Below are 22752 nucleotides of genomic sequence, written 5' to 3'. Positions count from 1 at the left end.
TGCTACCAGTCGAAATCTTCAATAAGGAATACTATGAAACAGAACATTGTCCATATTGCTTTAGTTGTAAAAGATTATGATGAAGCCATTGATTTTTATGTAAACAAACTCAAATTTGAACTTATTGAAGATACTCATCAACCTGAACAAGACAAACGTTGGGTGGTTGTGGCTCCACCAAATTCTCATGGTGTTACGTTGTTACTTGCCAGAGCCTCGAAGCCAGAGCAGCATGATTTCATTGGGAATCAAGCAGGCGGTCGAGTATTCCTGTTCCTAAATACTGATGATTTCTGGCGTGACTTTAAGCGTATGAAATCGATTGGTATTAACTTCGTCCGCGAGCCAACAGAAGAAGACTATGGAACGGTAGCAGTGTTTGAAGACTTGTATGGAAACTTGTGGGATCTTCTTCAATTGAATCCAAGCCATCCAATGGCAAAAAGGTAGCATAACAAACGACTATGGCGTCAATCCTTTATTTTGGGCGATGTTTTGGTCCCACATGACGCCATCTCGAAGCATAGAGTTTAGGATGACCACCATCTTGCGAACGCAAGCGATAATCGCCACTTTCTTTGGTTTTCCAGCTTCGAGTAATCGAGCGTAAGTGTCCTTGAAAACAGGGTTACATTGCATGGCTGACATCATGGCCATGTACAAAACGGTTCTCACCTGTGCGCGGCCTCCTTGGATGACTCGTTTCCCTTTGTAGCGTCCGCTTTCACGTGTAATAGGGGCGACGCCGATGAGTGAAGCTGCTTGCTTGTTGGTAATGTAGCCTAACTCAGGCACATTGCTGATGATAGACGCAGCGGCGATATTGCCGATACCAGGTACGCTTTGTAAGAGGGTATTTTTAGTTTGGTATTCGGGGCAATCTTCGATGAGTTTGACAAGCTTATTTTCAATCTTTGAGACTTGATTTTTTATCGCTGTCAGGATGGGTGTGATTGTCGAATGTAGGTACTTAGGCAAAATTTGAATACGATTTTTTTCCATGGTTTGCATCGCGAGTAGCTGATTGCGGCGAATTACTAAGTCACTCATTAAACGTATGTTTTTAGCCTTTATGACTGTCAAGTCAGGTTTAATTGCTTCACCATAATGAGCAATAAGCTGTGCATCTAAGCGGTCATTTTTGGCTCTACGACCAATAGCGCCGGCAAAGCGTTTGATATGAACAGGATTGGCACGAACAATAGGCAATTTGGCCTCGGTACAGGCTAACACGAAGGGCATTTCTAGGCGCCCAGTTGCTTCGATAACGATACGCTGTGGGTTGTGTTTTTTGATGGTGGTTAAGGCTTGTTTGATACCTTTTTCGTTGTTTGGCACGGTAAAAAAGACATCGAGTGGACGGATGTAAATATCGAGCTGTGATTTGCCAGTATCAACACCGATATTAATGTTTTGAAGTGTTTTTGTATTCATAATAAGCTAACTCTTGCTTGCGAAATGCGGGTTCGAGACCCAGTCGACTATTCGAGGTTTATGCTTGGAGTCCTATGAGGTGTTCATGTTTGTTATCGGTCTCTCGACAGAGGAGCCAGCGTTCAATCGAACTACCACATAGAAAGCTTTAGTTGCCGCTAAAGCCTGGGTCTCATTTTACCCTTTTGGCTTGGTTATTATCCATACAAACGCTTCAAGAGGGACAGCCAACGCGTGGCATTTTTACTATGCGTTGGTTTCGGTGATTACGGTGTTATGCGGTAAGTTGGTAGTAGCGTTGTCTGCCCCTTAAGCGGGCGTTAGGATTTATTATGGAACTTCTAGAAAGATCGACATTAGATAAAGTTTTAAACTTAAGCCTGCCTCTAGAAACTTTGAGTAGGTTTGAAAGTACTTTTCAAGGATTAGCCTACCAAAGTGAATACTGTAGTTTTCATTACGAAGAGTTTCTAAAATCATGTGAAAAACATGAGTTGGCTATGATGGGTAAGCTTGATGTGGAAAGTACTACGGACCGAGGGCGTTCAGAATTCTGTGTCAGCTAATTTTGGCTAAATATCTAAGACGTCATCCAAGCGACCTTCAAAATGAATCGCCAGTTGAGACAATGTCATATTCCAATTCTGTATTGGCATTGTCCATTTCTTAGAAGCATTCAATATCCCAGCATACAGTAGCTTAAGCAAGCTATTTTCATTTGGGAACCCACCCTTAGTTTTGGTCAGTTTACGGAATTGGCGATGTACGGCTTCAATAGCATTTGTCGTGTAAATAGCCTTTCGGACGTATTCTGGATATTTGAAGTAAACCGATAAATTTGCCCATTTGTTCCGCCAGGAACGAATCACTATTGGGTATTGCTGTCCCCATTTGGCTTCCAAACGATCCAACTCCATCTCGGCCGCTTCGTAAGCGCGTCATAAACCCCACATTCTAATCAATCTCGGCACGCCATAAGATCAAATCTCCAACCTCAAGGAGATTTGAAATGGCAAAAAGACTCTCTCATCAAGAATGGCATACCCTATTCGATCAATACGAATCCAGTCATCTGTCTCAACGCGTGTTCTGTGAACAAAATGGGCTGAGCCTTTCAACCTTCCATGCCAAGCGACAGCAACTAAAGTTCATAGAGCAACCTAAGAGCAGTGGATTCGTTAAAGCTGAAGTCGTTGAAAAAACGACACGCTACCAGATGACTCAAACACCGATTGCCAACATGACACTATTGATTAATGACGTTGAACTCAGCATCCCCCAGGGAACACCTGCCTCGTATCTGGCAGAGTTAATCGGAGCACTGTCATGAAGAGAATGCTGAGTGCCCCTAATGTTTACCTGTATCGGGAGTTCGTGGATTTTAGAAAGTCCATTAATGGTCTGGCGGCGATTATTGAATCTGAAACCGATTTACCGCTCGGAAGCGGTGCGCTGTTCCTGTTTACCAATAAACAACGCGATAAAGTCAAAGTCTTGTACTGGGATAAAACGGGCTTCGCTCTGTGGTACAAACGGCTCGAAAAAGCCAAATTCAAATGGCCCACTCAAGAGAAAAAGCAGGTCTACACCCTGACTCAATTTGACCTAGACAGACTGTTATCTGGCTTCACGATAATCGGCCATAAACCGATAAAAATAGACAACTTTACAATGAGTTGAACCCGATAAAAGTGAGTTATACCAAGCCTTGACGTGGTGTTTTTAGTATAATCAATGCCATGAAAAAGACGCCCGATATTAACCCAGAAAGCCAAGACATCGCCGAGCTTCAAGCTATGGTGAAAGCGTTGATGTCGGAGAAAAAAGAGTGGCAACAAGAGCGCCAATCCTTAATTGAGCAGTTTAAACTGGCCCTTGACCGTCAATTCGCCAAACGCTCGGAAGCGTTAAAGCCGTATAACGAAGCACAGGGTGACCTCTTTAATGAGGCGGAATGTGAAGCGGCGAAATCGGAAGATGAGGTTATCACCACGACGACAATCAAACGTCGTGGTAAACGTCAACCGCTTCCTAAAGACTTGCCACGTGAAATTATCGAGCTTGACCTAGATGAGCACGACAAACAGTGCTCATGCTGCCAACACATTTTGCATAAAATCGGCGAAGACCGCAGTGAAAAGCTTGAGTTCACGCCCGCCGTCCTAAAAGTGTTGGAATATGTTCGCCCGAAATACGCCTGTCGTCAGTGTGAACAAGAGGCTGAAAAAAGCCACATTCACCAACAACCCGCACCGATAAGTATCATCCCCAAAAGCTTCGCTACCGAAAGTCTGCTTGCCAACATTATTTTAGGCAAATATCAGTATGCGCTTCCGCTGTATCGTCAGGAAACCTTGTTCACCCAATCAGGTATCGAGTTATCGAGAACGACCATGGCCAGGTGGGTAATCCAGGTTAGTGAAAAGTTCAAACCGCTTTATCAGGCACTGAAGACTCACTTACTCGAACAAGTGGTGGTTCAGGCCGATGAAACGCCGCTCAATGTGCTCAAGGAAGACAAGCAATGTTATATGTGGTTGTACTGCTCGGGAGCCGACTCCCCTGAAGCTAAACTCCCTGACATGAAAAATATCGTCTTGTTCGACTATCAAAACAGTCGCGCGAGAGTGTGCCCCGTGAACTTCTTGGGTGATTACTCAGGCTATCTGCAAAGTGATGGTTACGCGGCTTATGATGGATTAACCAACGTCACCAATGTCGGTTGCTTCGCTCATGCACGTCGTAAGTTCATGGAAGCGAAGAAGCTTCAGGGCAAAGGTAAAACAGGTAAAGCGGATGTGGCGTTAGCCAAAATCCAAAAGTTGTACGCACTTGAATCTCGATTAAAACTGGCTTCGGTCGAAGAGCGTTGGGCAGAAAGACAAGCGCAGGCTAAACCGATGTTGGATGACATCTATGACTGGTTAACCACGCAGAAAGTCATCGAATCGAGTCCTCTTGGTAAAGCCATCAAGTACACCTTGGGTCAGTGGCCTAAGCTGATACGCTATGTTGAAGATGGGCATTTATCTATCGACAACAACCGAGCGGAACGCGCAATCAAATCGCTGGTCATTGGCAGAAAAAATTGGTTATTCTCGACGAATCCGCTTGGTGCTGATGCGAGTGCTTTGCTGTATAGCATCATCGAGACGGCGAAAGCGAACGGACTGATACTCTACGATTACATGGTCAAATGTATGAAAGAGCTGGCAAAGTCTGAGCCTGATATCAACTCACTGCTTCCCTGGAACTTCTCACATTCAAATTAAAACGCCCCGTGGGATCATGGGGCGCATACTTTTAAAATTTACAAAAGCCTTGTTCTTTGGTTGTGAAAGTGTCGGTGTCAATTGGTTGGCCTAACAAACGGCTCAAGAGGGATTGCCAACGCGTGGCGGCTTTAGTACAAAATTGAAGTTCAGTGTTTACCGTGTGTTTTTTGAGTTCGGCTATGCGTTGTCAACCCCTTAGCCGGGCGTTAGCTGCTTACAAGTTCGCATGTTCCATTAGCTGTACAAGTTGGTTTTTTAGTCATATACTTGTCTCATTAAATGTACATGTGGAGGTTTTATGAGAATTGTATCTTTTACAGAAGCTAGAAATAGCTTGAAGAGCGTTTTGGATGCTGTTGTTAATGACGCAGATACAACCGTGATCACACGTCGTGATTCTGAAGATGCCGTTGTTATGTCACTGGATTATTACAATAGCTTAATGGAAACGGTTCATTTACTTCGTTCTCCGGCAAATGCTGAGCACTTACATCGTTCAATTGCTCAATTTAAAGCGGGTAAGGCGAGCCAAAGAGATTTAATCGATGAGTAGTCGTTTATTATCTTGGACTGATGAATCTTGGAATGATTATGTTTATTGGCAGACGCAAGACAAGAAAACACTTAAACGTATAAATAAACTCATCACGGATGCTAAGCGTTCTCCTTTCGAGGGCATAGGTAAACCTGAGCCACTAAAAGAAAACTTATCTGGTTTTTGGTCGCGACGAATAGACGATGCGAATAGGTTAGTTTATGCGGTTGATGATAGTGCTATCACGATTATTTCTTGCCGTTATCACTATTAATTTAGGCTTTATCGTCAGGTAGCTAACAAACGGCTCAAGAGGGATTGCCAACGCGTGGCGACTTTAGTGCAAAATTGAAGTTCAGCGTTTACAGTGTATTTTTTGAGTTCAGCTATGCGTTGTCAACCCCTTAGCCGGGCGTTAAATGCAATCGAAAAATTGGAGAGTATATGGATATTTTGACAGCGTTAAAAAATGTTGAAGCACTAGCAAATAGAATCGATCCGATTTCAGGTGAAGTTTTATCTGAATGTTCACCTCTTAGTATCAAGTTTGAAGTGCGACACTTTCTACAGATGCGCATGAATATACTCCGTTGGTGTTCTATACCCAAGCCTTTTGCGTGGGCGTGTATTTAATTTATATGCAATTTCATTACACAGCTTCTGTGTCACGTGTGACATGGAGGTTCGTTTTGGTAAGTATTGTCGTATCAAACCATTGGTGTTTTCATTAGTGCCTCGTTCCCATGAATGGTATGGATTTGCAAAGTAAAACAGGCAGTTATGATGTTTTTCTAGTTGTGCATAACCATGAAATTCAGTGCCGTTATCTGATGTTATCGTTTTAAAAGGTAAGTCAGAGCGGGTCATGATTTTGCTCATTCTTACGTTGAGTGACTCGCTTGTTCTATCGTCCATTTGACCGATAAAAGTGTAGCCAGTCATTCTGTCGACTAAAGTGACGATACAGTGCTTGGTTCCGCGACCCACGACGGTATCAATTTCCCAGTGGCCAGGCTCTTTTCGATGCTCAGCGTCTGCAGGTCTTTCGGCAATATGACGCTTATTTGCCAGCCGTCCTCGACTGTCTTTTGAGTTGTACCTTTTACGCCTTTTCTTGGTGGATTGGCGTAGGTGTTTCCATAACGTTCCACCGAGAGTTTTATCGTTCCAAACGTGCTGATAAATGAGCTCGTGGCTCATTGTTGGATAGCCTCTCATTCTTAGGTATCCGACGATTTGGTCAGGGCTCCAATCCAGTCGTAGCAATGCTTCAGGTAGTCTGAAGTCAAGTTCGGTATAGCGTTTATTTCGCCGTGAACGACTAAGCCGGTTGCGCGCCATTTGCTGTGCTCGCTCTGGTTGATAAGAGTATCTATCGAAGAACTTGTTGTAACGACAATTACGTTCAATTTCTCGATAGATAGTGGCTTTGTGACGCCCCAGTTGTTTAGCTATTTTTGCGGTACTGATCCCTTGCTTTCTGAGCGCAGAAATCATATACCTTTCAATCTCAGTGAGGTGTGTGTATTTCATGTTTTTTACTTCTTGGCGGGAGCAAACTTCATGATTATCGCACCTTACTGTTTTTATGTTCAGAGGTGTCGCACTTCGTACTTGAATCCAAGGAGTTTGATATGGAAAAGGTTCAGATATCAGCAGCAAGCGAAAATATTCCAAGTCGTAATGTATGTGAACGTTTAGGTTTCTTGCTTGAGGGCATAATCAGTCGCGCAGAAAATTTGAATGGCCGAGTTGTAGATCATGCTGTTTATGGTCTAAATCGTACCCATTGGCCCAAAACATAACAAACGACTATGGCGTCAATCCTTTATTTTGGGCGATGTTTTGGTCCCACATGACGCCATCTCGAAGCATAGAGTTTAGGATGACCACCATCTTGCGAACGCAAGCGATAATCGCCACTTTCTTTGGTTTTCCAGCTTCGAGTAATCGAGCGTAAGTGTCCTTGAAAACAGGGTTACATTGCATGGCTGACATCATGGCCATGTACAAAACGGTTCTCACCTGTGCGCGGCCTCCTTGGATGACTCGTTTCCCTTTGTAGCGTCCGCTTTCACGTGTAATAGGGGCGACGCCGATGAGTGAAGCTGCTTGCTTGTTGGTAATGTAGCCTAACTCAGGCACATTGCTGATGATAGACGCAGCGGCGATATTGCCGATACCAGGTACGCTTTGTAAGAGGGTATTTTTAGTTTGGTATTCGGGGCAATCTTCGATGAGTTTGACAAGCTTATTTTCAATCTTTGAGACTTGATTTTTTATCGCTGTCAGGATGGGTGTGATTGTCGAATGTAGGTACTTAGGCAAAATTTGAATACGATTTTTTTCCATGGTTTGCATCGCGAGTAGCTGATTGCGGCGAATTACTAAGTCACTCATTAAACGTATGTTTTTAGCCTTTATGACTGTCAAGTCAGGTTTAATTGCTTCACCATAATGAGCAATAAGCTGTGCATCTAAGCGGTCATTTTTGGCTCTACGACCAATAGCGCCGGCAAAGCGTTTGATATGAACAGGATTGGCACGAACAATAGGCAATTTGGCCTCGGTACAGGCTAACACGAAGGGCATTTCTAGGCGCCCAGTTGCTTCGATAACGATACGCTGTGGGTTGTGTTTTTTGATGGTGGTTAAGGCTTGTTTGATACCTTTTTCGTTGTTTGGCACGGTAAAAAAGACATCGAGTGGACGGATGTAAATATCGAGCTGTGATTTGCCAGTATCAACACCGATATTAATGTTTTGAAGTGTTTTTGTATTCATAATAAGCTAACTCTTGCTTGCGAAATGCGGGTTCGAGACCCAGTCGACTATTCGAGGTTTATGCTTGGAGTCCTATGAGGTGTTCATGTTTGTTATCGGTCTCTCGACAGAGGAGCCAGCGTTCAATCGAACTACCACATAGAAAGCTTTAGTTGCCGCTAAAGCCTGGGTCTCATTTTACCCTTTTGGCTTGGTTATTATCCATACAATCTGTTTAAGAGTGATTCGCAACGCGTGGCATTTTCACTATGCGTTGGTTTTAGTGATTAAGGTGGTATGTGGCGGCATCGGTATTGCGTTGCTCACCCCTTAACAGGGCGTTATGCAACTCAGGTAAATTTAGGGGTTCAATCTTTTGGATTTCTCCGGCCATTCGTTTTGTGTTGTCGGCAAATGAGCACTTTTACCCTCAAATCCGTGGTTCACTCAAGCCGTAAAACAGCTAAGGTTCTTTGTTTGCCTCAATCAATTTTAGCGCTGGTTCGTTGCCAATTCAGCGTGCGCAAAGTGTGGAAAGAGCAAGTTTATCGAGCGTTTTACAACTGCTGAAAGTCTTGCTTGTTGAGTTTGTCTCATTCAAAAGCTTGGTTGGTTCTTGAATCACTCAACCATTGCAATCGTGGCTTTTGATCGAGTAAAGTCAGTTTATCTTATTGAATTTGCATAACAAACGGCTCAAGAGGGATTGCCAACGCTTGGCGACTTTAGTGCAAAATTGAAGTTCAGTGTTTACAGTGGTTTTTTGAGTTCGGCGGTGCGTTGTCAACCCCTTAGCCGGGCGTTAGGCAAGGTGAGTTTTTATCAGCTAAATCGAGTTGAAATTGAGCAGTGAATTCTATGTTTTGTGGCTTAACTTAAGCAATAAATCGTCATCACATATTTGTTGTTTCTTGATCGCGTTGGGTTGTTTATCGCTGTGAATTCATCGGCAAAATAACCTTCGGCATCCAAACGTCCGCCGAGCATGCTACGCTCGTCACTTTTCTTCCAAATCGCTCAATTTGAGTTTTTTGGTTTCTTTTCTGATTTGAGATTTTGGTTTATAAATGAATCGCTTAGTTGGTTTTCAGTTTTTAAACAAGTCTTGTTCTTTGGTTTTGAAAGTATCGTTGTCAATCTGTTGGCCTAACAAACGGCTCAAGAGGGATTGCTAACGCTTGGCGATTTTAGTGCAAAATTGAAGTTCAGTGTTTACAGTGGTTTTTTTGAGTTCGGCGGTGCGTTGTCAACCCCTTAGCCGGGCGTTATGTGTTTGATGAGTTTTTAAGGTCAAAGCTACGATTTCATTGAGAATTCGTTCCGTGTTTTCGGCAAGTTGGCTTGGTCGAAATGGATTCTTGAACAATTTGAGATTGATCGTTTTCAAGGTTCTTGGGTTGCCTCAATTAAGTTTTGGATCTGGTTTGTGTTGAGTTTTATCGGTTTCAAATCGCTTCAATTGAAATGCATTTTTGACTGATTTGCTTGCTGACATTCAGCACTGAAAGTCTGGTGACGCAAAAGGTTTGGTTATGGCTGAAAGGGCGCTTTCTTTGTTGTTGATCCTGCAAGTGGTTCCCTTTGGCTCAGATCGCTGTGAAATTTAGGGTTTGGTAAGCATTAGTTTTTCACGTAACTTATTAAAATTTCTTCATTTCTACGGTGGTTTACTTTGAATTCATGGGGAAATTCGCTTAGTATCAAGTTTGAAGTGCGACACTTTCTACAGATGCGCATGAATATACTCCGTTGGTGTTCTATACCCAAGCCTTTTGCGTGGGCGTGTATTTAATTTATATGCAATTTCATTACACAGCTTCTGTGTCACGTGTGACATGGAGGTTCGTTTTGGTAAGTATTGTCGTATCAAACCATTGGTGTTTTCATTAGTGCCTCGTTCCCATGAATGGTATGGATTTGCAAAGTAAAACAGGCAGTTATGATGTTTTTCTAGTTGTGCATAACCATGAAATTCAGTGCCGTTATCTGATGTTATCGTTTTAAAAGGTAAGTCAGAGCGGGTCATGATTTTGCTCATTCTTACGTTGAGTGACTCGCTTGTTCTATCGTCCATTTGACCGATAAAAGTGTAGCCAGTCATTCTGTCGACTAAAGTGACGATACAGTGCTTGGTTCCGCGACCCACGACGGTATCAATTTCCCAGTGGCCAGGCTCTTTTCGATGCTCAGCGTCTGCAGGTCTTTCGGCAATATGACGCTTATTTGCCAGCCGTCCTCGACTGTCTTTTGAGTTGTACCTTTTACGCCTTTTCTTGGTGGATTGGCGTAGGTGTTTCCATAACGTTCCACCGAGAGTTTTATCGTTCCAAACGCGCTGATAAATGAGCTCGTGGCTCATTGTTGGATAGCCTCTCATTCTTAGGTATCCGACGATTTGGTCAGGGCTCCAATCCAGTCGTAGCAATGCTTCAGGTAGTCTGAAGTCAAGTTCGGTATAGCGTTTATTTCGCCGTGAACGACTAAGCCGGTTGCGCGCCATTTGCTGTGCTCGCTCTGGTTGATAAGAGTATCTATCGAAGAACTTGTTGTAACGACAATTACGTTCAATTTCTCGATAGATAGTGGCTTTGTGACGCCCCAGTTGTTTAGCTATTTTTGCGGTACTGATCCCTTGCTTTCTGAGCGCAGAAATCATATACCTTTCAATCTCAGTGAGGTGTGTGTATTTCATGTTTTTTACTTCTTGGCGGGAGCAAACTTCATGATTATCGCACCTTACTGTTTTTATGTTCAGAGGTGTCGCACTTCGTACTTGAATCCAAGAGGCATAACAAAGCATTTAAGAGTGATTCTCAACGCGTGGCAGTTTTACTATGCGTCAAGTAAAGTGTTTTACGGTGCAATGCAGCGGCTTGGCCAGTGCGTTGTTCACCACTTAATTGGGCGTTATGCGTCACGAGGGAATTCATGTCAAAAGTAACATTAAAAGGTTTTATTTTAGTTCCTGAATCGGATCTTGAATTGGTAAAAAATGAGTTGGTGAACCATAAGCGTCTTACTCTAGAAGAGATTGGTTGTATTACGTTTAGCGTCACTGAAAATTCAGAGAATCCTCTTCGTTTTGACGTTTACGAAGAGTTCACTGATAAAGCTGCTTTCGAGCACCATCAAAAAAGAGTTAAGGCTTCTAACTGGGGCAAAGTGACGGTAAATGTTGAACGTTACTATGAAATCTTCGAGTAAACGCATAACAAACGCTTCAAGAGGGACAGCCAACGCGCGGCATTTTTACTATGCGTGGGTTTTTGTGATTACGGTGTTATGCGGAAACTGGGTAGTAGCGTTGGCTGCCCCTTAAGCGGGCGTTATGCAACTCAGGTAAATTTAGGGGCTCAATCTTTTGGGATTTCTCTGGCCATTCGTTTTGTGTTGTCGGCAAATGAGCTTTTTTACCCTAAAATTCGTGGTTTACTCAAGCCGTAAAACAGGCAAGGTTCTTTGTTTGCCTCAATCAGTTTTGGTGCTGGTTTGTTGTCAATTCAGCGTGCGCAAAGTGTGGAAAGGGCAAGTTTATCGAGCATTTTGTACTTGCTGAAGTTTTCGCTCGTTGAGTTTTCCTGATTCAAAAGCTTGGTTGGTTGCTGAAAGGTGGGCTTTGTTTTGGCGGCTTATTTATCACCGCTCTGGCTTGGGTTGGTTCTTGAATCACTCAACTATTGCAATTGTGGTTTTTGGTCGTATAAAGTTGGTTTATCTCATTGAATTTGCATAACAAACGGCTCAAGAGGGATTGCCAACGCGTGGCGACTTTAGTGCAAAATTGCAGTTCAGTGTTTAAGTGTGTTTTTTGAGTTCGGCTATGCGTTGTCAACCCCTTAGCCGGGCGTTATGTACTTGCGTAAACTAAGGGGTTCTTGAAAGCTAGATGTTTCGAATGAAAAAATTGATCCTTCAGGCTCTATCTAGTAATATTAACTACGTATCGTAATATTGATACATCCGTTAAAGGAACAAAGGTAAATTATTATGACTAACCCAAACTTAGACCTGCTCAAAATGGCAAGTGACATCGGTGATAAACATCGAGGTGTTTCAGTGGTTGGCAAAACTAAAGAAGAAACAATGGCTAATCTTCTTACCATGTTTAAGGCTAGTAATGAGCAACATCGAACAGAAACCAATAACAAGAGCTCTCGTTAACCCTTCCTTTCAAGAAATCAGCGACTATTTCGGCTATGATTCAACCAAGTATGTTCCCGAGATAGCCGCACTCCTGCAACAGTGGACCGATCAAGGTCACGTTGAAGTATATCAAACAATTCAAGACCGAGAGTACGGAATGATTAAGTCGTCCGAACTTAACAGTAAGGGTGTACTCGCTCCTTACTATATAGGTCTGTATCACGCACGCTTAGTCGAGGGCGAGCATGATCCATTAGTTGTCGTTAAGTTCTACGAAGATGAAATTCAATATCATACTGAATCTGCTACAGAAGCTGTTGATATGCGTTTTATGATAGATCATGAGGACTTCTTTGGCACAGCTAGTGTTAAAAGAGATCCTGCTGCATTAAGAGAAATGTGGTTGGAGGTAAAGGGTAAAATCGACGAGGGTGATTCTTCATAACTCCAGTTCGAGAACGTACATAACAAAGCATTTAAGAGTGATTCCCAACGCTTGGCATTTTTGGTGCCATCGTTGGGTTTTGTGTTTATGGTGGTATGGTTTAGTTTTGTGGTAGCGTAGCTCACACCTTAATGGTATGCGCCCCATGATCCCACGGGGCGTTTTAATTTGAATGTGAGAAGTTCCAGGGAAGCAGTGAGTTGATATCAGGCTCAGACTTTGCCAGCTCTTTCATACATTTGACCATGTAATCGTAGAGTATCAGTCCGTTCGCTTTCGCCGTCTCGATGATGCTATACAGCAAAGCACTCGCATCAGCACCAAGCGGATTCGTCGAGAATAACCAATTTTTTCTGCCAATGACCAGCGATTTGATTGCGCGTTCCGCTCGGTTGTTGTCGATAGATAAATGCCCATCTTCAACATAGCGTATCAGCTTAGGCCACTGACCCAAGGTGTACTTGATGGCTTTACCAAGAGGACTCGATTCGATGACTTTCTGCGTGGTTAACCAGTCATAGATGTCATCCAACATCGGTTTAGCCTGCGCTTGTCTTTCTGCCCAACGCTCTTCGACCGAAGCCAGTTTTAATCGAGATTCAAGTGCGTACAACTTTTGGATTTTGGCTAACGCCACATCCGCTTTACCTGTTTTACCTTTGCCCTGAAGCTTCTTCGCTTCCATGAACTTACGACGTGCATGAGCGAAGCAACCGACATTGGTGACGTTGGTTAATCCATCATAAGCCGCGTAACCATCACTTTGCAGATAGCCTGAGTAATCACCCAAGAAGTTCACGGGGCACACTCTCGCGCGACTGTTTTGATAGTCGAACAAGACGATATTTTTCATGTCAGGGAGTTTAGCTTCAGGGGAGTCGGCTCCCGAGCAGTACAACCACATATAACATTGCTTGTCTTCCTTGAGCACATTGAGCGGCGTTTCATCGGCCTGAACCACCACTTGTTCGAGTAAGTGAGTCTTCAGTGCCTGATAAAGCGGTTTGAACTTTTCACTAACCTGGATTACCCACCTGGCCATGGTCGTTCTCGATAACTCGATACCTGATTGGGTGAACAAGGTTTCCTGACGATACAGCGGAAGCGCATACTGATATTTGCCTAAAATAATGTTGGCAAGCAGACTTTCGGTAGCGAAGCTTTTGGGGATGATACTTATCGGTGCGGGTTGTTGGTGAATGTGGCTTTTTTCAGCCTCTTGTTCACACTGACGACAGGCGTATTTCGGGCGAACATATTCCAACACTTTTAGGACGGCGGGCGTGAACTCAAGCTTTTCACTGCGGTCTTCGCCGATTTTATGCAAAATGTGTTGGCAGCATGAGCACTGTTTGTCGTGCTCATCTAGGTCAAGCTCGATAATTTCACGTGGCAAGTCTTTAGGAAGCGGTTGACGTTTACCACGACGTTTGATTGTCGTCGTGGTGATAACCTCATCTTCCGATTTCGCCGCTTCACATTCCGCCTCATTAAAGAGGTCACCCTGTGCTTCGTTATACGGCTTTAACGCTTCCGAGCGTTTGGCGAATTGACGGTCAAGGGCCAGTTTAAACTGCTCAATTAAGGATTGGCGCTCTTGTTGCCACTCTTTTTTCTCCGACATCAACGCTTTCACCATAGCTTGAAGCTCGGCGATGTCTTGGCTTTCTGGGTTAATATCGGGCGTCTTTTTCATGGCATTGATTATACTAAAAACACCACGTCAAGGCTTGGTATAACTCACTTTTATCGGGTTCAACTCATTGTAAAGTTGTCTATTTTTATCGGTTTATGGCCGATTATCGTGAAGCCAGATAACAGTCTGTCTAGGTCAAATTGAGTCAGGGTGTAGACCTGCTTTTTCTCTTGAGTGGGCCATTTGAATTTGGCTTTTTCGAGCCGTTTGTACCACAGAGCGAAGCCCGTTTTATCCCAGTACAAGACTTTGACTTTATCGCGTTGTTTATTGGTAAACAGGAACAGCGCACCGCTTCCGAGCGGTAAATCGGTTTCAGATTCAATAATCGCCGCCAGACCATTAATGGACTTTCTAAAATCCACGAACTCCCGATACAGGTAAACATTAGGGGCACTCAGCATTCTCTTCATGACAGTGCTCCGATTAACTCTGCCAGATACGAGGCAGGTGTTCCCTGGGGGATGCTGAGTTCAACGTCATTAATCAATAGTGTCATGTTGGCAATCGGTGTTTGAGTCATCTGGTAGCGTGTCGTTTTTTCAACGACTTCAGCTTTAACGAATCCACTGCTCTTAGGTTGCTCTATGAACTTTAGTTGCTGTCGCTTGGCATGGAAGGTTGAAAGGCTCAGCCCATTTTGTTCACAGAACACGCGTTGAGACAGATGACTGGATTCGTATTGATCGAATAGGGTATGCCATTCTTGAGTATCCGCCCCATGATCCCACGGGGCGATATTGTTAGTGTTGGAAGTTCCAAGGCAGGAGTGCATCGATATCAGGCTCAGATTTCGCTAGCTCTTTCATGCACTTAACCATGTAGTCGTAAAGGATAAGGCCGTTGGCTTTCGCTGTCTCGACGATACTGTAAAGCATCGCGCTCGCTTCAGCTCCATTGGGATTGGTCGAGAAGAGCCAGTTCTTTCTGCCTATAACCAGCGGTTTTATTGCGCGTTCAGCACGATTATTGTCTATCGATAAGTGACCGTCATCGATATAGCGGCTCAGCTTCGGCCACTGACCGAGCGTGTATTTTATCGCTTTACCCAGCGGGCTAGACTCAAGCACTTTCTGAGTTGTCATCCATTCATAAAGCTCATCCAGTATCGGCTTAGCATGCTCTTGGCGCTCTGCTTTCCGTTTTTCGGCACAGGCACCTTTTAAGCGTGATTCTATTCCATAGAGTTTCTGGATTTTAGCCAATGCACTATCCGCTTTGCCTGACTTGCCTTTGCCTTGCAGCTTTTTCGCCTCCATGAACTTGCGCCGAGCATGCGCCAAGCAACCGACATTGGTGACGAGATGAAGCCCATCATAAACACCATAGCCATCGGTTTGTAGATAACCACTGTAATCCCCCAAGAAGGCAACAGGGCACGCCCTAGCTCGACTGTTTTGATAGTCGTACAAGACGATATTTCTCACATTAGGGAGGGCGGCTTCAGGCGAGTCTGCGCCCGAGCAGTAAAGCCACATATAACACTGTTTATCTTCTTTGAGGACATTGAGCGGCGTTTCATCCGCCTGAATCACCACTTGCTCAAGTAGGTGCGTTTTTAAGGCCGCGTAAAGTGGAGCGAACTTCTCACTGACTTGGATAATCCACCTTGCCATGGTGGTTCGTGAGAGTTCGATACCCGACTGGGTAAACAGGGATTCTTGGCGGTAAAGTGGCATCGCGTATTGATATTTGCCGAGGATGATATTGGCCAACAAGCTTTCTGTGGCGAAGCTCTTCGGGATAATGCTTTGCGGCGCTGGCTTTTGAACGACGTGGTTTTTGTCTTCTGTTTGCTCGCATTGGCGGCAAGCATATTTAGGACGAACATATTCCAACACTTTTAGTACCGCTGGCGTGAACTCAAGTTTCTCGCTACGGTCTTCACCGATTTTATGCAGGTTATGTTGACAGCAAGTGCACTGCTTTTCATCGTCGTTTAAATCGAGTTCGATAACTTCACGAGGCAAGGTCTTTGGCAGTGGTTTGCGTTTACCACGTTTCTTCTTTGTGATGGTCGTTGTGACAACTTCAACCTCTTCTTCCTTAGCGGCCTCACACTCCGCTTCGTTGAAGAGATCACCTTGAGATTCATCGTAAGGCTTTAACGCCTCCGAGCGTTTAGCGAACTGACGGTCGAAGGCAAGTTTGAGCTGTTCAAGCAGCGATTGACGCTCTTGTTTCAATTGGGTTTCTGACGCCAACAGCGCTTTCACCATCGCTTGTAGCTCGGCAACATCTTGGCTTTCTGAGTTGATATTTGGCGTCTTTTTCATGGCATTGATTATACTAAAATCATGCCGTTAATGCTTGGTGGATATGGCTATATTATCGCTTAAGTCATTGTAAAATCGTTTATTCTAACGGGTTTATGGCCGATAATCGTGAAGCCAGAAAGCAGTCTGTCAAGCTCGAATTGAGTTAGGGTAAACACCTCATTTTGCTCTTTTGATGGCCACTTGTACTTGGCTTTTTCAAGGCGCTTGTACCAAAGAGCAAAGCCTGTTTTATCCCAGTACAGCACTTTGATTTTGTCGCGCTGTTTGTTGGTGAACAGGAACAGTGCGCCGCTGCCCAAGGGCAAGTCGGTGTCATTTTCGATAATCGCAGCGAGGCCGTTGATGGACTTTCTAAAATCGACGCTTTCGCGATAGAGATAGATTTCGGGAGCACTGAGCATACGTTTCATGACAGCGCACCGATAAGCTCTGCGAGATAGGTCGCTGGCGTGCCTTGTGGGATGCTCAGTTCAACATCATTGACGAGCAGCGCCATATTGGCAACGACAACGTGAGTGGCTTGATACTTTGTGGTCTTTTCAACGACTTCTGCTTTAACAAAGCCAACCGTGTTCGGTTTTTCGATGTGCTTTAACTGTTGGCGCTTAGCGTAAAAAGTGGAGAGGCTCAGTCCGTTACGTTCACAGAATAATCGTTGTGATAGTTGGCTGGATTCATAGTGTTCGAACAGGGTTCGCCATTCTTGGTTAGTGCGTCGTTTGGCCATTTCAAATCTCCTTTGGGTTGGAGGTTTGATCTTATTATTCGGGCTAGGTGATTAGAATGCGGGGTTTATGACGCGCTTACGATAGAGCGCTTCTTTAGAAGTTTGAAGACGGAATGGGTGCCAACTGTGGGTTATCATAGCTTCGCTGAGGCTCAACAAGAGATCACCCGCTACATTATCGGATATTACTGCCAACTCAGGCCACATCAGTATAACGGTGGTCTAACTCCCAATGAATCAGAACGATTATATTGGGAAAACTCTAAAACCGTGGCCAATTTTAGTTGACCACTACACCTCGACTCAAAACACCACTATCTATCCTTGGTATTCTTCTATGTTTCGATACATTCACAAGGTGAGATAGTTCTTCATATGAATCTGAATCGCAGATCTGAGAGACAAGATCTAGACCACGCCCAAATTTTTCTTTAGTAGAATATTTTTTTATTGTATTCCAGCCAATATGCCTACTTTCAAAATCTAGATTAATTTGCATAGCAATGTTAAGCAAATAAGGTACTGATTCAATTAAAGCGTGTAAACAACGAAAAAAGGCATAAGCATGAGATTCGAACGCAATGCGATAGTACTGTGGGTCCGTAAGTAGTGTTTAGAAATCTGTGTCATTTCAGTATGATCTGCTCCAGCCAGACTGGACACTTCATTAAGCGACATTTTTATTTTCAAAGTTAACTGGACTTAGATACCCAAGAGCACTGTGCCTTCTTGTCCGATTATAATCAACCTCGATGTATTCAAAGAGCGTTTGACGCATCTCGTCTCGCGTCATGATCGGCTCATATTGGATCGCTTCAACCTTCATTGAATGGAAGAAGCTCTCAACACAAGCATTATCCCAGCAGTTTCCTTTCCTACTCATACTTTGCTTTAGATTATAAGCGGTTATGATGTCTCGATAATCTTTTGAGCAGTACTGACTACCTCGGTCACTATGAACGATCACCTGCTCAGGGAACCCACGACGGAACAAGGCCATTGATAATGCATCGCAGACCAGTGTTGCGGTCATTCTGGTATCCATAGACCAGCCGACTACTTGCCTTGAATAAAGGTCAATAATTACCGCCAAATACAGCCAGCCTTCACTTGTCGCAACATAGGTGATGTCTCCCGCCCACTTTTGATTCGGAGCCTCCGCGTTAAAATCCTGAGCTAGCAGGTTCGGAGCAACTGGCATTTTATGTTTGCTATCCGTAGTGCACCTAAACTTACGTGCCGCTTTCGGCGTTAAATCCTGACGCTTCATACTAGCGGCAATGGTTTTAACATTACGGCTATCACCGTTCTCTGCCAGCTCTTTCTGGATACGCCTTGAACCATCACGGCCTTTGCTGTTGTCAAAAGCCTTTTTGACCTTCGTATCAAGCTCTTGGCGAGTTACCTCGCGCTGAGTGGCCTTGTGGCGATGCTTAATCCAGTAATAAAACCCACTTCGTGAAACCCCGAACACCTTAGCCATGCGGACAGCACTGAAGCACAGCAGGTGTTCGAGCATAAATTCGTAGCTATCTACTTTAGATTTTTCGCGAAGTAGGTGGCGGCCTTTTTTACGATATCTAGCTCTTCAGCTTGCTCGGCCAATTGCCTTTTGAGCTTTGCGACTTCAGCGGCTAGATCTTTTTCCCGCTGACTGGTGCTAGTATCTTTCTTGGCTGCTTTACGCCAACCGTAGATCTGGGATTCGTGTAACGAGAGATGTTGCGCTGCCGTAGCTACTCCCAGCTTTTCTGCTAGCTTCAGTGCTTCTGCTTTAAATTCAGCAGAATGGAGAATACGTTTTTTCTTGTTTGTCATGGTTCACCTCATTAGTGATTGTACTCACTTAATTAGGTGTCCAAAACTGGTGGTGCGGATCAGTTTTTTTACTTCTGACGCTAACGGATTATAAGGAGGCCAATACATATTATTGGGATTCATTTTGATAGCCTCACGCTCTGCTAAAACTTTCTCTTGATGAGCAGCATATCGCGCTTCATTATCTTGTATATTCGCCCAGCTTTTTTCTCTTTCGGCATAACGCTCTCTGCGTTGTCGTTCGATTTTTTCTCGTGTCGTTTCCCAGGTTAACACTGGCTCTGGAACCTCATAAACGCTAGCAAAAAGTCTTCCTGTGGGAGCAAAGTTACGCGCTTTCGCTGCTTCTAAGACCGCCTTACTTTTTTCCATCTCATTTTCTAAATAGCAAGTGCTACAAGTACAGGTCTTGGGGTCGAAACTTCCTATTGGACAACGATACACTTGATCGAACATGATTTATTTTCTGCATTTATAGGTTTAATGGTCGCGTATTGGATTGACTAAAACGTGGGGTTTACCGACCAAAAATGTGTGTTTGTCCTGATTGGAACTGACAAGCCTCTGGCAATTTAACGCCACAACACCTTAAACAAACAATGTGCAAACTTTATCACATGAAGAAGGACAACAAAAATGAGAAAATGAATAAGCACTTAACATTATTATAAATAGTTATGAAAAAATCAGGGCGTCAAGCTCATAATGGGCGATAAGTTTTCCAGCAGTGCCTGCATGAGCAGCTAGATTTGAATTAGATAGGTTACAAGCATACACTACTGATGCTTGCTATAAGAAACGCGGCTTCGGCTCCACTTGTAGACGGATGAATTCAAATAGCCCTGTTCTCTTCCGCTCATACAGTATTGGCCGCAGTTAGCGCGTAATAGAGCCATTTCTAGTGACTCTTGTCGTATCTTGGTGTTAGAAAAGCTAAGATATCTCCCCTAATTTTTCTGGAGTCGGAGTGCTACAACATCATTTCAGAATTTTGGCACTAAATATTAAACTTATGTATGATTTGATTCGAGCTTCCGCGCCATAGCAGTTCAGGATCATACTTATCTTGCTCAAACCTACCATCAATTAGAACATCAACATGCTCTATGATAGACCTTTGCTCTGAGGACAACTCATCAATAGTGTATCCAGTCCACATCCAAATATCTTTGTCAGGGCATTCCTCTTTCACTCTTAGAACTAACTTGTAGATACTGTTTGCATTTGCAGGATGCAGCGGGTCACCACCAGATAGTGACAATCCACGCCTCTTAATACGAGTATCTTTGAGGTCTGCAATTATCTGATCTTCCATCTCTTTGGTAAATGGATGACCTGAATTTGGATTTAACGTTGACTTGTTGTAGCAGCCTCGGCAATTGTGTTCACACCCTGCGACAAACAGGGTGCAACGTGTGCCTTCGCCATTTACAACATCAACTTGCTGATATTTATGGTAGTTCATTTGAACCTACATATGTTTCACACGTCGAAGAACTTCTTCTTGCTTACCAGAGTTAAATGGTCGAGCGTCAGGAGAACCCAAGTAACCACACACGCGACGCGTAACTGAAACCTTCTTAGGATCATGATTACCACATTTAGGACAAGTAAAACCTTTGCTGGTACATGTGAACTCTCCAGAGAAGCCACACTCGTAACACTCATCAATTGGCGTGTTAGTGCCATAATATGGAACTCTTTCGTAGCTATAATCCCATACATCCTCCAGAGCTTCGATGTTACGCTGCATATTAGGGAACTCGCCATAACAAATGAAACCACCGCTTGCAAGTTCAGGGTATGGCATTTCGAAATCTATCTTGTCATATGGATTAACTTTCTTTTGCACATCAAGGTGGAAACTGTTTGTGTAGTAACCTTTATCAGTGACTCCGACCAATACACCGAATTCTTTGGTATCTAGTGAACAGAATCGAGTACATAGATTTTCTGAGGGAGTGCTGTATAAGCTATAGCCCCACCCACTCTCTTCTTTCCAGCCATCAACTTTGCTCTTCATAAATTTAACAATCTCGGTGCCTTTTTGGCGCAGAGATTCATTATCAAAGATATGTTCGCCATCTTTGGCATATAGTGCATTGATAGTCTCGTGAATACCAATGTAACCCATTGAGATAGACGCTCGGCCATTCTTAAAGATATCCAGGACTTCATCATCAGGATTTAAGCGAATACCTAGTGCTCCTTCCGTGTACAAAATAGGTGCAACGCGAGCTTTGACCCCACGAAGGCGCTCAATACGTGTCTCAAGTGCTCGACGAACAAGTTCGGTTCGCTCTTCCAAGATTTCATAGAACCTAGCTTCATCACCATTAGCTTCTATCGCAATACGTGGCAAGTTTAGGCTAACTACGCCCAGGTTGTTACGTCCTTCATGAATCTCATTTCCATTCTCATCCACATAAAGACCGAGGAAACTGCGACAACCCATAGGAGCCTTAAATGAGCCAGTCACTTCAACAACTTTGTCATAGTTAAGAATATCTGGGTACATGCGTTTTGAGGCACACTCAAGCGCAAGTTGCTTAATGTCATAGTTTGGATCTTCTCTTTTTAAGTTAATACCATCTTTGATCGTATATAGTAGTTTAGGGAAAACAGCAGTCTTCTTATTTTTCCCCAATCCTTTGATTCTATTTAGAAAAATAGACCTTTGGATCAGCTTGGATTCCCAACTAGTACCTAAGCCAAAGTTCACAGACAAAAATGGCGTCTGCCCATTGGAACTAAAAAGCGTATTAATCTCATATTCTAGAGATTGGAATGCATCATAAACTTCCTTCTCGGTAAGTTTACGTGCATATGCTTCAGTATTCGGTACATCCCATTCTTTTGCAGTAGCTAGATGCTTCTCATAACTTATAGTAACGTACGGCGCTAGTACCTCATCCAGACGGTTTAATGTAGTTCCACCATAGGTATGGCTTGCTACTTGCGCTACGATTTGGGCTGTAACTGCTGTGGCTGTTTGAATTGACCTAGGAGTGTCAATTTCTGCATTCCCCATGCGAAAACCATTTTTTAACATGTTATCTAGGTCAACAATCATGCAGTTAAACATCGGAAAAAAAGGAGAGTAATCGAGATCATGATAATGGATTTCACCCTTCTCATGTGCTTGAACGATATCACGGGGTAAAATGTGATGCTTTGCATAATGTTTAGAGATAATACCAGCCAGAAGATCACGCTGCGTAGGAATTACCTTACTATCTTTGTTTGCATTTTCATTCAGTAGGTCCGCGTTACTTTGCTCTATCAATCCTGAAATTTCGGCACTCAATGCACTCGCTTTCTCACGCTGTACATCACGGTCATGGCGATACTCAATGTAAGCACGAGCAACATCCTCATCGATGTGCATCAATTCTTTTTCTACCAGCTTTTGGATCTCAGAAATGTTGATCTCTACTAGACCATTCATTTTCTCACAAACGTTAGCGGAGATGATCTCGCCCAGCTTGTTGTTAGTAGAGTTAATACTATTTGCTGCTGCTTGTACCGCACTCTTGATTAAATTGGCATTGAAAGTTGCCTTTGCACCATCGCGTTTAACTACAACAACTGATTTATGCTGTTTCATCATATCCATTTCTCCTTATCGTTTTTGTTT

At 43.7% G+C, this 22752-nt stretch carries 24 protein-coding genes and 3 pseudogenes; 12 read left to right on the top strand and 15 right to left on the bottom strand.

What is annotated here, in order from left to right:
- The first annotated feature begins 33 nt into the window (after positions 1 to 33).
- On the top strand, positions 34 to 450 hold the full coding sequence (locus tag N5E84_RS19660) for a VOC family protein (RefSeq protein ID WP_017045395.1): 417 nt from the start codon (positions 34 to 36) through the stop codon (positions 448 to 450).
- A 12-nt stretch (positions 451 to 462) separates the two neighbouring features.
- On the opposite strand, the gene N5E84_RS19655 is transcribed toward N5E84_RS19660, so the two are convergent.
- Positions 463 to 1434 (bottom strand): IS110 family transposase, encoded by a 972-nt coding sequence (locus N5E84_RS19655; RefSeq protein WP_019282910.1) that lies wholly within the window; start codon positions 1432 to 1434, stop codon positions 463 to 465.
- Between the two features lie 332 nt (positions 1435 to 1766).
- Between N5E84_RS19655 and N5E84_RS19645 the strand changes: the two genes are divergently transcribed.
- A complete protein-coding gene (locus tag N5E84_RS19645) occupies positions 1767 to 2000 on the top strand; it encodes a hypothetical protein (protein WP_116285044.1) in 234 nt (77 codons plus the stop codon).
- Positions 2001 to 2006: 6 nt separating this feature from the next.
- On the opposite strand, the pseudogene N5E84_RS19640 reads toward N5E84_RS19645, so the two are convergent.
- Positions 2007 to 2363, bottom strand: a pseudogene (locus N5E84_RS19640) (transposase); the annotation flags it as partial.
- A gap of 80 nt (positions 2364 to 2443) precedes the next feature.
- Between N5E84_RS19640 and tnpA (N5E84_RS19635) the strand changes: the two are divergent.
- From tnpA (N5E84_RS19635) to N5E84_RS19615, 5 genes are all read left to right on the top strand, one after another.
- Positions 2444 to 2764, top strand: coding sequence for an IS66 family insertion sequence element accessory protein TnpA (gene tnpA / locus N5E84_RS19635; protein ID WP_081245520.1), 321 nt, complete (start codon positions 2444 to 2446; stop codon positions 2762 to 2764).
- Complete coding sequence (gene tnpB / locus N5E84_RS19630) at positions 2761 to 3114, top strand: IS66 family insertion sequence element accessory protein TnpB (protein ID WP_069212062.1); 354 nt, start codon at positions 2761 to 2763, stop codon at positions 3112 to 3114. The genes tnpA (N5E84_RS19635) and tnpB (N5E84_RS19630) overlap by 4 nt, the downstream gene beginning before the upstream one ends.
- Before the next feature lie 59 nt (positions 3115 to 3173).
- The gene (locus N5E84_RS19625) at positions 3174 to 4706 is read left to right on the top strand and encodes an IS66-like element ISVa9 family transposase (protein ID WP_069212063.1); all 1533 of its coding nucleotides are present in this window, start codon (positions 3174 to 3176) and stop codon (positions 4704 to 4706) included.
- A 301-nt stretch (positions 4707 to 5007) separates the two neighbouring features.
- Positions 5008 to 5262 carry a type II toxin-antitoxin system Phd/YefM family antitoxin gene (locus N5E84_RS19620; protein ID WP_019283323.1) on the top strand — a complete coding sequence of 85 codons (255 nt, stop codon included), beginning with the start codon at positions 5008 to 5010 and terminating at the stop codon, positions 5260 to 5262.
- Entirely contained in the window at positions 5255 to 5518 is a 264-nt protein-coding gene (locus tag N5E84_RS19615; RefSeq protein ID WP_009836584.1) for a Txe/YoeB family addiction module toxin, read from the top strand. Before N5E84_RS19620 ends, N5E84_RS19615 begins: the two co-directional genes overlap by 8 nt.
- 290 nt (positions 5519 to 5808) lie before the next feature.
- On the opposite strand, the gene N5E84_RS19610 is transcribed toward N5E84_RS19615, so the two are convergent.
- Positions 5809 to 6777, bottom strand: a complete 969-nt coding sequence (locus N5E84_RS19610; protein ID WP_095661356.1) for an IS30 family transposase — start codon at positions 6775 to 6777, stop codon at positions 5809 to 5811.
- Positions 6778 to 6869: 92 nt separating this feature from the next.
- Between N5E84_RS19610 and N5E84_RS19605 the strand changes: the two are divergent.
- Positions 6870 to 7049 (top strand): annotated as a pseudogene (locus N5E84_RS19605) (GNAT family N-acetyltransferase); the annotation flags it as partial.
- A gap of 7 nt (positions 7050 to 7056) precedes the next feature.
- On the opposite strand, the gene N5E84_RS19600 reads toward N5E84_RS19605, so the two are convergent.
- A complete protein-coding gene (locus N5E84_RS19600; RefSeq protein ID WP_019282910.1) occupies positions 7057 to 8028 on the bottom strand; it encodes an IS110 family transposase in 972 nt (323 codons plus the stop codon).
- 1702 nt (positions 8029 to 9730) lie between these two features.
- Positions 9731 to 10699, bottom strand: coding sequence for an IS30 family transposase (locus N5E84_RS19590; RefSeq protein ID WP_081245536.1), 969 nt, complete (start codon positions 10697 to 10699; stop codon positions 9731 to 9733).
- A gap of 236 nt (positions 10700 to 10935) precedes the next feature.
- On the opposite strand from N5E84_RS19590, the gene N5E84_RS19585 reads away from it, so the two are divergent.
- From N5E84_RS19585 to N5E84_RS19570, 3 genes are all read left to right on the top strand, one after another.
- Positions 10936 to 11211, top strand: a complete 276-nt coding sequence (locus tag N5E84_RS19585; protein WP_019283461.1) for a putative quinol monooxygenase — start codon at positions 10936 to 10938, stop codon at positions 11209 to 11211.
- A 783-nt stretch (positions 11212 to 11994) separates the two neighbouring features.
- Positions 11995 to 12168 carry a hypothetical protein gene (locus N5E84_RS19575; RefSeq protein ID WP_157731315.1) on the top strand — a complete coding sequence of 58 codons (174 nt, stop codon included), beginning with the start codon at positions 11995 to 11997 and terminating at the stop codon, positions 12166 to 12168.
- Positions 12125 to 12595, top strand: coding sequence for a hypothetical protein (locus N5E84_RS19570; protein ID WP_127170334.1), 471 nt, complete (start codon positions 12125 to 12127; stop codon positions 12593 to 12595). The genes N5E84_RS19575 and N5E84_RS19570 overlap by 44 nt, the downstream gene beginning before the upstream one ends.
- A 163-nt stretch (positions 12596 to 12758) precedes the next feature.
- Here N5E84_RS19570 and N5E84_RS19565 read toward each other — a convergent pair whose 3' ends face one another.
- Genes N5E84_RS19565 through tnpA (N5E84_RS19540) form a run of 6 tightly spaced genes read right to left on the bottom strand, consistent with a single transcriptional unit; the run spans position 12759 to position 17297 of the window.
- Positions 12759 to 14291, bottom strand: coding sequence for an IS66-like element ISVa9 family transposase (locus N5E84_RS19565; RefSeq protein ID WP_069212063.1), 1533 nt, complete (start codon positions 14289 to 14291; stop codon positions 12759 to 12761).
- A gap of 59 nt (positions 14292 to 14350) precedes the next feature.
- Positions 14351 to 14704, bottom strand: a complete 354-nt coding sequence (gene tnpB, locus N5E84_RS19560; protein ID WP_069212062.1) for an IS66 family insertion sequence element accessory protein TnpB — start codon at positions 14702 to 14704, stop codon at positions 14351 to 14353.
- A complete protein-coding gene (gene tnpA, locus N5E84_RS19555; RefSeq protein ID WP_232513673.1) occupies positions 14701 to 15066 on the bottom strand; it encodes an IS66 family insertion sequence element accessory protein TnpA in 366 nt (121 codons plus the stop codon). Before tnpA (N5E84_RS19555) ends, tnpB (N5E84_RS19560) begins: the two co-directional genes overlap by 4 nt.
- Positions 15035 to 16567: an IS66-like element ISVa11 family transposase gene (locus N5E84_RS19550; RefSeq protein ID WP_069211897.1), complete on the bottom strand. Its 1533-nt coding sequence runs from the start codon at positions 16565 to 16567 to the stop codon at positions 15035 to 15037. Before N5E84_RS19550 ends, tnpA (N5E84_RS19555) begins: the two co-directional genes overlap by 32 nt.
- Positions 16568 to 16626: 59 nt before the next feature.
- A complete protein-coding gene (gene tnpB / locus N5E84_RS19545; protein ID WP_019283195.1) occupies positions 16627 to 16980 on the bottom strand; it encodes an IS66 family insertion sequence element accessory protein TnpB in 354 nt (117 codons plus the stop codon).
- The gene (tnpA, locus tag N5E84_RS19540; RefSeq protein ID WP_095661309.1) at positions 16977 to 17297 is read right to left on the bottom strand and encodes an IS66 family insertion sequence element accessory protein TnpA; all 321 of its coding nucleotides are present in this window, start codon (positions 17295 to 17297) and stop codon (positions 16977 to 16979) included. Before tnpA (N5E84_RS19540) ends, tnpB (N5E84_RS19545) begins: the two co-directional genes overlap by 4 nt.
- Before the next feature lie 78 nt (positions 17298 to 17375).
- On the opposite strand from tnpA (N5E84_RS19540), the pseudogene N5E84_RS19535 reads away from it, so the two are divergent.
- A pseudogene (locus N5E84_RS19535) lies at positions 17376 to 17585 on the top strand (integrase core domain-containing protein); the annotation flags it as partial.
- Between the two features lie 379 nt (positions 17586 to 17964).
- Here the strand turns inward: N5E84_RS19535 and N5E84_RS19530 are convergent.
- The 4 genes from N5E84_RS19530 to nrdD form a co-directional block, all read right to left on the bottom strand.
- Positions 17965 to 19115, bottom strand: a protein-coding gene (locus N5E84_RS19530; RefSeq protein WP_095661212.1) for an IS3 family transposase whose coding sequence is annotated in 2 segments (ribosomal slippage) — positions 17965 to 18872 and positions 18872 to 19115 — 1152 coding nt in all. Because the reading frame shifts where the segments join, the coding sequence is not laid out codon by codon here.
- A 24-nt stretch (positions 19116 to 19139) separates the two neighbouring features.
- Positions 19140 to 19487 (bottom strand): hypothetical protein, encoded by a 348-nt coding sequence (locus tag N5E84_RS19525; RefSeq protein WP_069212150.1) that lies wholly within the window; start codon positions 19485 to 19487, stop codon positions 19140 to 19142.
- Between the two features lie 625 nt (positions 19488 to 20112).
- A complete protein-coding gene (gene nrdG, locus N5E84_RS19520; RefSeq protein WP_019282044.1) occupies positions 20113 to 20580 on the bottom strand; it encodes an anaerobic ribonucleoside-triphosphate reductase-activating protein in 468 nt (155 codons plus the stop codon).
- Between the two features lie 6 nt (positions 20581 to 20586).
- Positions 20587 to 22725, bottom strand: a complete 2139-nt coding sequence (gene nrdD / locus N5E84_RS19515) for an anaerobic ribonucleoside-triphosphate reductase (protein ID WP_019282045.1) — start codon at positions 22723 to 22725, stop codon at positions 20587 to 20589.
- Positions 22726 to 22752: the final 27 nt, after the last annotated feature.

The sequence above is a fragment of the Vibrio sp. J502 genome, assembly GCF_025397955.1.
Classification (GTDB): domain Bacteria; phylum Pseudomonadota; class Gammaproteobacteria; order Enterobacterales; family Vibrionaceae; genus Vibrio; species Vibrio anguillarum.
The sequence above is the reverse complement of the archived record's forward strand: the minus strand, read 5'-3'. Positions and strand labels throughout refer to the sequence as shown.

Excerpts from the sequence above, each read along its gene's own strand:
- N5E84_RS19625 (WP_069212063.1), top strand. The coding sequence starts at position 3,174 with ATGAAAAAGACGCCCGATATTAACCCAGAAAGCCAAGACATCGCCGAG.
- N5E84_RS19610 (WP_095661356.1), bottom strand. The coding sequence starts at position 6,777 with ATGAAATACACACACCTCACTGAGATTGAAAGGTATATGATTTCTGCG.
- N5E84_RS19620 (WP_019283323.1), top strand. The coding sequence starts at position 5,008 with ATGAGAATTGTATCTTTTACAGAAGCTAGAAATAGCTTGAAGAGCGTT.
- tnpA (WP_095661309.1), bottom strand. The coding sequence starts at position 17,297 with ATGGCCAAACGACGCACTAACCAAGAATGGCGAACCCTGTTCGAACAC.
- tnpA (WP_232513673.1), bottom strand. The coding sequence starts at position 15,066 with ATGCACTCCTGCCTTGGAACTTCCAACACTAACAATATCGCCCCGTGG.
- tnpB (WP_069212062.1), top strand. The coding sequence starts at position 2,761 with ATGAAGAGAATGCTGAGTGCCCCTAATGTTTACCTGTATCGGGAGTTC.
- tnpB (WP_069212062.1), bottom strand. The coding sequence starts at position 14,704 with ATGAAGAGAATGCTGAGTGCCCCTAATGTTTACCTGTATCGGGAGTTC.
- N5E84_RS19645 (WP_116285044.1), top strand. The coding sequence starts at position 1,767 with ATGGAACTTCTAGAAAGATCGACATTAGATAAAGTTTTAAACTTAAGC.
- N5E84_RS19660 (WP_017045395.1), top strand. The coding sequence starts at position 34 with ATGAAACAGAACATTGTCCATATTGCTTTAGTTGTAAAAGATTATGAT.
- nrdD (WP_019282045.1), bottom strand. The coding sequence starts at position 22,725 with ATGATGAAACAGCATAAATCAGTTGTTGTAGTTAAACGCGATGGTGCA.
- N5E84_RS19565 (WP_069212063.1), bottom strand. The coding sequence starts at position 14,291 with ATGAAAAAGACGCCCGATATTAACCCAGAAAGCCAAGACATCGCCGAG.
- N5E84_RS19550 (WP_069211897.1), bottom strand. The coding sequence starts at position 16,567 with ATGAAAAAGACGCCAAATATCAACTCAGAAAGCCAAGATGTTGCCGAG.
- N5E84_RS19600 (WP_019282910.1), bottom strand. The coding sequence starts at position 8,028 with ATGAATACAAAAACACTTCAAAACATTAATATCGGTGTTGATACTGGC.
- N5E84_RS19590 (WP_081245536.1), bottom strand. The coding sequence starts at position 10,699 with ATGAAATACACACACCTCACTGAGATTGAAAGGTATATGATTTCTGCG.
- tnpB (WP_019283195.1), bottom strand. The coding sequence starts at position 16,980 with ATGAAACGTATGCTCAGTGCTCCCGAAATCTATCTCTATCGCGAAAGC.
- N5E84_RS19585 (WP_019283461.1), top strand. The coding sequence starts at position 10,936 with ATGTCAAAAGTAACATTAAAAGGTTTTATTTTAGTTCCTGAATCGGAT.
- N5E84_RS19655 (WP_019282910.1), bottom strand. The coding sequence starts at position 1,434 with ATGAATACAAAAACACTTCAAAACATTAATATCGGTGTTGATACTGGC.
- N5E84_RS19575 (WP_157731315.1), top strand. The coding sequence starts at position 11,995 with ATGACTAACCCAAACTTAGACCTGCTCAAAATGGCAAGTGACATCGGT.
- tnpA (WP_081245520.1), top strand. The coding sequence starts at position 2,444 with ATGGCAAAAAGACTCTCTCATCAAGAATGGCATACCCTATTCGATCAA.
- N5E84_RS19570 (WP_127170334.1), top strand. The coding sequence starts at position 12,125 with ATGAGCAACATCGAACAGAAACCAATAACAAGAGCTCTCGTTAACCCT.
- N5E84_RS19525 (WP_069212150.1), bottom strand. The coding sequence starts at position 19,487 with ATGGAAAAAAGTAAGGCGGTCTTAGAAGCAGCGAAAGCGCGTAACTTT.
- N5E84_RS19615 (WP_009836584.1), top strand. The coding sequence starts at position 5,255 with ATGAGTAGTCGTTTATTATCTTGGACTGATGAATCTTGGAATGATTAT.
- nrdG (WP_019282044.1), bottom strand. The coding sequence starts at position 20,580 with ATGAACTACCATAAATATCAGCAAGTTGATGTTGTAAATGGCGAAGGC.